The organism is Yersinia sp. 1252 StPb PI, assembly GCF_048593885.1.
Lineage (GTDB): Bacteria > Pseudomonadota > Gammaproteobacteria > Enterobacterales > Enterobacteriaceae > Yersinia > Yersinia enterocolitica_E.
In genome coordinates this window covers 1-7,973 of record NZ_JAZGQE010000198.1, presented here as the reverse complement: position 1 = coordinate 7,973, position 7,973 = coordinate 1, and the positions used below count along the sequence as shown (strand labels likewise).

Genomic DNA, 7,973 nt, shown 5'->3' with positions numbered 1-7,973 from the left:
CTATTTAAATCAGTATGCAGACATCAATAATAAATGAATTAACGTTATTTATGTTTGATTTATCCATATTAAATCACCCTCTATTAAATAGAGGGTGGCATCTATCTGTGGTTAAAACAGCCATACCATTTATCGGGAAACCGAAAATTAATATCACCATAAAGGAATAGCTCCATGCGTAAAACAATTTTCTCTCTGGCTCCTGCCGCGTTGGTGTTACTGGCGGTAGCAGGGAATACCCAAGCAGCATCTAACGCCCAATTAACGGTAACCGCTAACGTTGTTGCGTCAACTTGTGATGTTTCTTTGTCTACCAATAATCTGGATCTAGGTAACTATGCACCATCATCATTTACTGGTGTTGCTACTCCGATTCCCGCTAGCCAGAAAACATTCACTGTGGGTTTAAACAACTGTGAAGCACCGGCTGCTGCGGGTGATAAAGCCTATTTGGTCGTTACCGGGCAAACGCTGGGCGGTAACCCAAACATGTTTAACTCTACGGGTACCAACACCGGTGTCATGTTGAGTCAGGTTGCGACCCCAACCGCTTATATCAGCAACAATGACAAGTTATTGGTTGCTACTGCGGGAACAACACCAGCAGCCGGTGACTTTAATACTAAGACACTGAGCTTACAGGCTGGCCTGGCTTCAACCACCATCACTGGTATCAACATTGGTGCTGTTAGCGCGCCCATCTTGTTTGCCTTCGCCTATAACTGATTTTCTTAATGGTGGGTGGCTTCGGCTACCTGCCATTCTGCCTCTTTTCCTTTTTACCTTGGAGCGAAAGAATGAAGCGCCTAAAACTGCTTATTCCCCTGATGATGGCGCTGCTGTCTTGTCCACTCGCGGTATTGGCTGATGGATTTGGTATCAATGCCACCCGTCTGATTTACCCACAGGGCACCGGTAGCATTGCTGTCACGGTACGTAACACGCAACCGATATTGCCTTACTTGGTACAGGTTTCGTTAAGCCGCACAGCAGACAGCTATAAAGCGACACCATTTACGGTAACGCCACCGATATTCCGCCTGGAGCCCAAGAGCGTGAACCAGATTCGCATTGCGGGTAATGACACTGATTTACCTAAAGATCGCGAATCCGTTTTTTATTTCCATGCGACAGCGGTTCCCGCTGCGGCCTCACCTACCGAAGCTCAACAAAGCACGGGTGTACAAGCCTCGGTGCAATTTGGTGTGGGTAGCATTATTAAACTGTTTTATCGCCCCGCAGGCTTGCCATCGTCGGCTGCGGATGCACAAAAAAACCTTAAGTTTCACCAGGTCAGTAATGGGCTGGAGGTCAGTAATCCATCACCCTATTTTGTCAGCCTGGCCAGCCTTAAGTTTGGCGGACAAGCACTTAAGTTAGATTCACCTGCGGCATTGATGATCGCCCCCTTTGGTGCACATACCTATCCCACAGTGGCGAAAGGCAGCAGCGTGGAGTGGCAAACCATTAATGACCAAGGTGGCGTAGATGCATTTAAACAGCTTCTGCCGTAAGAAAGTGCTTTGGGTTGGTTTGAGTTTGTTGGTCGGCGGAATCAGCATTAACACCCATGCCGTGACACTGAACTTTTCTGCATCGTTAGTACAAGGCACTTGTTCGTTAAGTCTGGATAAAAGTGTGCTGTCGCTAGGTGATGTACAGCAGGCTAACTTACGCAGCGAAACACTACTCAATTTACAGCCCGTTACGCTCACTGTTGATAATTGTAACGGTGCCGCAAGTGCCAGCTTGCAGCCAGTAGTTATCGCCCTTGGTCCGGGTAAGAGTCAAAACGGAAAATGGCTGTTTCGCAGTAGTGATTCTGATGTGGGCGGCGCTGGCGTGATGTTAGTGCAAAGTGCCAGCCAACCGAGTTATGCCAGCACGGAGGTCAAATCTGGTGATTATTTCCCGTTGGCCGCCGTGGGGCAGACACCCGTCAATAAACAATTACAGTTCTTTGCCGGCGTTAGTTGTGGCGGTGTGACTGATTGCGCCACGGTTAAACCGGGGCAACTCACTGCCAATGTTAATTTTATTTTTGCCTATCGCTGAGGTTGCCATGCCATTTGCACACTTTTCCCTTATCACGCTGCTATTGATGATTTTTGTAGGGGCACCGGCAATGGCGACCAGCAAGGGGGGCGTCAGTTTGAGCCAGACTCGAGTGGTATTTTCCGCTGAAGATAAAGCCCAAAGCCTCACAGTAAAGAATAGCGGTATGCAAAATTATTTGATTCAAAGTCGCATCCAAAACGAAATGAAAAATGATGCGACAGTGCCTTTTATTGTCACGCCGCCGCTGTTTCCGTTAGGGGCTGAAGGTAACCAATTACTGCGTATCCTTAAACAGGGTGAGGCGCTGCCTGACGATCGAGAGTCCCTGTTTTACCTTTCGGTATTAGCCATTCCGAGCCAGCCAGAACCTGTGCCTGAAGAGGCGCGTTTATCAATGGGTTTTCAGTTTGTTATCAAGCTGTTTTATCGCCCTACGGCTCTGAAGGATGTACCCCAAAATGTGGGTTGCCAACTGACATTTAGCCGAGTGGGAAATGGCATTCGTATTGAGAATCCAACCCCTTATTTTATAACGTTTGGGACGCTGAAGTTCGACCATAACGTTATCGACTTAGACACAGCCCCGTCGATGATTGCGCCGATGGGAGCACAGACCTATCCCGTTGCTGGTTCAATCAAGCACGTGGAGTGGCAAACCATAACCGACGCGGGTGGTTTGTCTGCATTGTGCCAACACACTGTGTCGCCATCACAGGAATAACCAAAATGAAATGCCTTATCTCATTCGTGACGCTGCTGTTATGCAGCTTGTTGGTATTTGCAGGCGCGCATGCGGCACCCTCTGAATCCCAGGGGATTTCTTTTTATGTGCTGCGGGTAATTTACCCGGCAAGTGAGCAAAAAGGCGTCACCTTAACCGTGAATAATAAAAGTGCCGCCCCCTATCTGATGCAGTCGTGGATCCGCCCTGTCGATATGAAAACCGGTGATGTGGATTTGAATTACACCGGGCAGCCGAAGATGCCTTTTATTGTCACCCCTCCGTTGGAGCGTTTAGAGGCAAATAGCGAGCTGACACTGCGTATCCGCCATAACGGTGAACCGTTGCCAACGGATCGGGAGTCAGTCTTTTTTATCTCGATGAAAGCTATCCCTGCTAACAAAGAATCTGACAACGCGGGACCGTCGGGCCAGATGGCCGTGACGGTAGTCAGCAATATGAAGCTGTTCTATCGCCCTGAGGGGTTAGCTAAACGCGCGGTGGCCGAGGTGGCTTCTCAATTGCATTTTCGCCGTGAGGGTCATGAGCTGATTGCTGAGAACCCAACGCCATATTGGCTCACCTTTTCGCAATTGAAAGTTGGTGGCAGTGCGCTGGATAAACCCGCACTACGGCTGATGGTGCCACCGAAAGGGCAACAGCGCTATACCTTGCCGGCGACGGCAAAAGGCAGTGTGGAATGGCAACTGATTGATGAGGATGGCTGGAGCACACCGGCTAACCAGCAAGCTTTATAACTTTTTCTGATTTTGATGGACAGACTACGTGATGCACAACATAACAATAAAAAACAGGCGTAACACGCCCACTTTTTCGCCCATTCTGATAGGGACCATGCTGCTGGCAGGGGCTTTTCCTGTCTTGGCGCGCGACTACTTTGACCCTCGTCTGTTAGCGTTGGGCGGAATGCAGTCGACCAGTGCTGATTTGAGTGCTTTTGAATCCGCCGGCCAGGTCGCGGAGGGCCGTTATCTGGTGACACTGTGGATGAATCAGTCGGATCAGGGTCAGTACACCTTGATGTTTAAAAAAGATGCACAAGGGCAGGTTCAGCCAGAGCTCACGCCTGCTCTCCTCCAGCAACTGGGGGTAAATACCACGGTGTTGCCGGGTTTTAGCACATTACCAGCGGATGCTCCGGTCAATGATTTGGCTGCACTCATTCCTGATTCTCAGGTGCATTTTGACTTATCCCAATTGCGGCTGGACATCAGTGTGCCGCAGATTGCCATGCAGCAAAACGCCGCCGGTTATGTTGATCCCACATTGTGGGATGACGGTGTGCCCGCGTTGCTGATGAACTATAGCCTGAATGGCAGCCGAAACTGGCAGAGTGCGCAGGCTGGCATGGACAGTAGCGAACAGACCAATCTGTTTGCCAGCCTGCGTAACGGACTGAACTGGCAGGCCTGGCGTTTGCGCAGTGATATGACCTATACCCGCAACCAGAACAGCGGCACCGCTTCGTCGAGCCAGCAAAATACCCGTTTTTCCAATACCTATTTACAGCGCGATATTCATGCCTTGCGTGCCGAGGTGCTGGCGGGGGAAAGCAGTACCGGCAATGAGGTGTTCGACAGTATCCCGTTTCGCGGCATTAAACTTAATTCCAGCGAAGAAATGCTGCCTAACAGCCTGCGGGGTTTTGCGCCGGAGATTTCCGGGATTGCGCAAAGTAATGCACGTGTGACTGTTAGCCAGAATGGCAATGTGGTGTATCAAACCTATGTCGCCCCGGGGCCGTTTCGCATTAATGACCTCTATCAGACCAGTCAGGGCGGGGATCTGACGGTCACTATCACCGAGGCTGACGGCACTGTCCGCAGCCAAACGATGGCCTTTTCCTCTTTACCGGTGATGCAACGCCCCGGCGCGCTCAAATATGAGTTCACCACCGGGCGTTATAACGGCGGCATAACGCAAGGCTCGCGTGAAGCTACCTTTGGGCTGGGCACATTTATCTATGGTTTGCCCTATGACATTACTCTGTACGGCGGTGGGCTGATGGCAGAGGACTATCTTTCGTTCGTGGCCGGATCTGGTCTGTCATTAGGAGATTTTGGCGCGCTTTCAGCTGATATCACCACCTCTAATGCCAAATTGTACGGACAAGATGAGTGGCAACAAGGTCGCTCTTATCGGCTGCGTTATGCCAAAAGCTTGCTGAGTACTGGCACCTCGGTGGATTTGGCGGCCTATCGGTATTCAACCCGCCACTATTACAGTTTCTCAGACTTCAACAATCTGGGATATGAACTCAATGACAGCCAGGTACCTTGGGCTTTAGAGCGTCAGCGTTCCAATTTTCAGGTGCGCATCAGCCAGCAATTAGGGGGCTGGGGGGCATTGTATCTATCGGCCTCCCGCAATGACTTTTGGGGTAATAACCAGGTGAATAACACGGTCTCTGCGGGGTACAACACCAGCTACCGTGGTGTGAGCTATGGGTTGGCCTACAGTATTGACCGTATTAAAGGTGACAGTGGTTGGCCTGAAAATCGTCAGTTATCAATGAACATGCAGGTGCCCTTTAGCCTATTTAGCTCAGCGCCAGCGGTGAGCCGCAGTTATGCCAACTATCAAATGACCCATAACAATCAGGGGCAGGTTCAGCAGCAAGTCGGCGTCAGCGGTAATGCGATGGATGACCGCCTTTCTTACAGTGCAATGCAGGGCTGGTCAAACGGCAATAGTGGTGATAATGCCACCCTGAATGCGGGCTATCAGGGCAGTAAAGGGATGGCAAACATCGGGTACAGCTACAGCAGCCAGTTCCGTTCGCTGAACCTCAGCGGCAATGGCAGCCTGGTCGTCCACCCGGAAGGGGTAACACTGGGGCAAATGCTGGGAAGTTCGGTGGCGATAGTGAGTGCGCCAGGCGCGGGCGGTGTCGAGGTGATGAACGGGAATGTCCGTACCGACAGCCGTGGCTACGCGGTGGTGCCGTATTTATCGAATTACCAGAACAACAATATCAGCCTGAACCCGGCCACCTTGCCGGATGACGTCGACATGGCGAAATCGAGCCTGAATGTCTACCCAACCAAAGGGGCGGTGGTGATGGCGAAGTTTGATACGCGAGTCGGCTATCAGGCACTGGTGACTCTGCGTCGTGGTGAAACCGACATCCCCTTTGGGGCTGTCGTCAGGGTGGAGGGGAGTGCCGCGGGTGAAAACAATACCGGCATTGTTGGCGACGCCGGTCAGGTATACCTGAGTGGATTGCCGGAGAAAGGCCGATTGGTGACGAAATGGGGTCAGGGCGCAGACCAGCAATGCCGTGCTGTATTCGATTTGCAAACCAGTAAAGCTACATCAGGCAACAACCCGATCCGTCAATTAACCGCTCGCTGTGAAATCAGTTAATCACACCATGACATCCGGTAAACATGAATTTGTAGGAAAGAAAACGACATGAAAATAATTAGTCAACTATTGCGGCGGTCAGTATCTCGTTATTGCCCCGGCCTATGTCTGCTGGCGCTAATCGGGCAATCAGCCGTGGCGGACACGATTACCATTGGTAAAGGCAGTGGCATTGTGTGGGAGGGGATGCCATTTAGTGCCACCAATAGAGCCCCTACCACCACGGCCAGTTTCCCAAGCCCGGATTTATATGCCTACGATAGTATATATATTACCCCCACGAGTTTATCGTCAATTTCGTGTGTACCGGACAGTTCGCTGACGACCATTGCCGGGTATAAAGTGTTCAAGATAGCCCCTGGGCTTGGGATAATTCCCCGGGCAACCGTCACGGCCGATTATGTGCTGGCGAACAACACGCCAGAGACGCTCAGTGGCACCATTGGGTTGCCAAGTACACAAGCCACGACGTCGAGCGGTGCGGTGATAACCAACCCACTCCAGGGCGGCGGCTGGTGTTTAGCCCCAAGAATGTCCAGCAGCGCTAATTTCTATAAAGCCGGCACGTATATTAATGCGACAGCGACAGGAACGTGGGTGATGGTGGCTGATGGCACGCAAACCAGCCAGAGCAATATTGCATTATCTAATGTGAATTTCTATACGTCAGGAAATGGTTATAAGGATTTTATTCCTATCTTTTCAAAGAACACGACAATCCGAATTTCGACACTGGAGTGTACGGTCAGCACCCCCACTCAGATTGATTTTGGTACTGTCTCCAGTAACCTTCAGACGGGCGCGGAACTCAGCACTAAGGCTAATTCGTTGATAACGCAATGCTCGCAAGACGGCGCTCAGGGTATTAATGCCAATATCAATGTGCAGTTCCGGGCACTAACCGGTTTGTATGAAAATGCCCCCACCCGTCTGGCACTCAGTCAGGGTGGGGGCTATATTACTGGCGAGATTAATAATGGCGTGACCGGCAGTGGTAGTTGCACGGCAACCACCGGGATGCCCTTTGATAACACCCAGCTAAAAGTCGGCAATATCACCAGTACACAAACAAGTCAGAACACCACCAATCAGGTGACATGGCGTTTATGCTCGGGGGGCAGTTCGCTGCCGACCGGTGCTGTTAGCGCGGCGGCAGAAATGCTGGTGACGTTTAACTGATTTTAAATAATAGCGTGGTAGCAGCCCTTGGCCACCACGTTAATTTTGTTCGCTAGAGCACACTATTATCGGCGACGCCAATCCATTAATCATATAGATGTCGTTACTTATATTTTCCAGGTTGATATAATACGGCATATTATCGTTACCCGTCTGAATGAACTTTGACCATAAATCTTTGGGGACATCATCGATAGCTCTGATTTTTTGCGCAGTGAATATAATGGTGTAAATACCATCATTATCGAGGTCGGAATATTTGAACGGCAACATGCGATTAAGTATGTATTGTGAGCTACTGTCCTCTACCGTTCCTGTGAATTTGATAAAACCCCTCCCATTTCGGTAGAAGAAAATCGAAGTATTTGCTTGTAACTCAATAGAGTGGAGTGGTGCGGTTTCTTTCTTTAGATAGAGTTCGGAATGGCATTTAAATGTGACTTGAGACAGTGAAAGATAAATCCATACCAACGCAACCATGGTTAATATTATCAAAAATATAATGGTAAGATGTTTTTTCTTCACACCTAAACTCCTGAGTTAATACTTATTGTTTTGCAGGAAGGGTAATCACTGCCTTCTTTTTTTGAACAGTTGCCAATAAATGTAAGTTGATTAAATTTATAAT

At 49.9% G+C, this 7,973-nt stretch carries 8 protein-coding genes; 7 read left to right on the top strand and 1 reads right to left on the bottom strand.

Annotation, left to right across the window (positions count from 1 at the left end):
- Positions 1-174: 174 nt before the first annotated feature.
- The 7 genes from V2A85_RS20220 (at position 175) to V2A85_RS20190 (ending at position 7,345) form a co-directional block, all read left to right on the top strand.
- A complete protein-coding gene (locus tag V2A85_RS20220; RefSeq protein WP_420072195.1) occupies positions 175-726 on the top strand; it encodes a fimbrial protein in 552 nt (183 codons plus the stop codon).
- Positions 727-797: 71 nt separating this feature from the next.
- Positions 798-1,514, top strand: a complete 717-nt coding sequence (locus V2A85_RS20215) for a molecular chaperone (protein WP_420072194.1) — start codon at positions 798-800, stop codon at positions 1,512-1,514.
- A complete protein-coding gene (locus V2A85_RS20210) occupies positions 1,489-2,055 on the top strand; it encodes a fimbrial protein (protein ID WP_372560580.1) in 567 nt (188 codons plus the stop codon). The genes V2A85_RS20215 and V2A85_RS20210 overlap by 26 nt, the downstream gene beginning before the upstream one ends.
- 7 nt (positions 2,056-2,062) lie before the next feature.
- The gene (locus V2A85_RS20205; protein WP_420072193.1) at positions 2,063-2,779 is read left to right on the top strand and encodes a molecular chaperone; all 717 of its coding nucleotides are present in this window, start codon (positions 2,063-2,065) and stop codon (positions 2,777-2,779) included.
- Between the two features lie 5 nt (positions 2,780-2,784).
- Entirely contained in the window at positions 2,785-3,537 is a 753-nt protein-coding gene (locus tag V2A85_RS20200) for a molecular chaperone (protein WP_420072192.1), read from the top strand.
- A 97-nt stretch (positions 3,538-3,634) separates the two neighbouring features.
- Entirely contained in the window at positions 3,635-6,166 is a 2,532-nt protein-coding gene (locus V2A85_RS20195; RefSeq protein ID WP_420072191.1) for a fimbria/pilus outer membrane usher protein, read from the top strand.
- Positions 6,167-6,214: 48 nt separating this feature from the next.
- Positions 6,215-7,345 carry an adhesin gene (locus V2A85_RS20190; RefSeq protein ID WP_420072190.1) on the top strand — a complete coding sequence of 377 codons (1,131 nt, stop codon included), beginning with the start codon at positions 6,215-6,217 and terminating at the stop codon, positions 7,343-7,345.
- Positions 7,346-7,384: 39 nt separating this feature from the next.
- Here the strand turns inward: V2A85_RS20190 and V2A85_RS20185 are convergent, their stop codons facing one another.
- On the bottom strand, positions 7,385-7,870 hold the full coding sequence (locus V2A85_RS20185; RefSeq protein WP_372560585.1) for a hypothetical protein: 486 nt from the start codon (positions 7,868-7,870) through the stop codon (positions 7,385-7,387).
- Positions 7,871-7,973 lie beyond the last annotated feature (103 nt).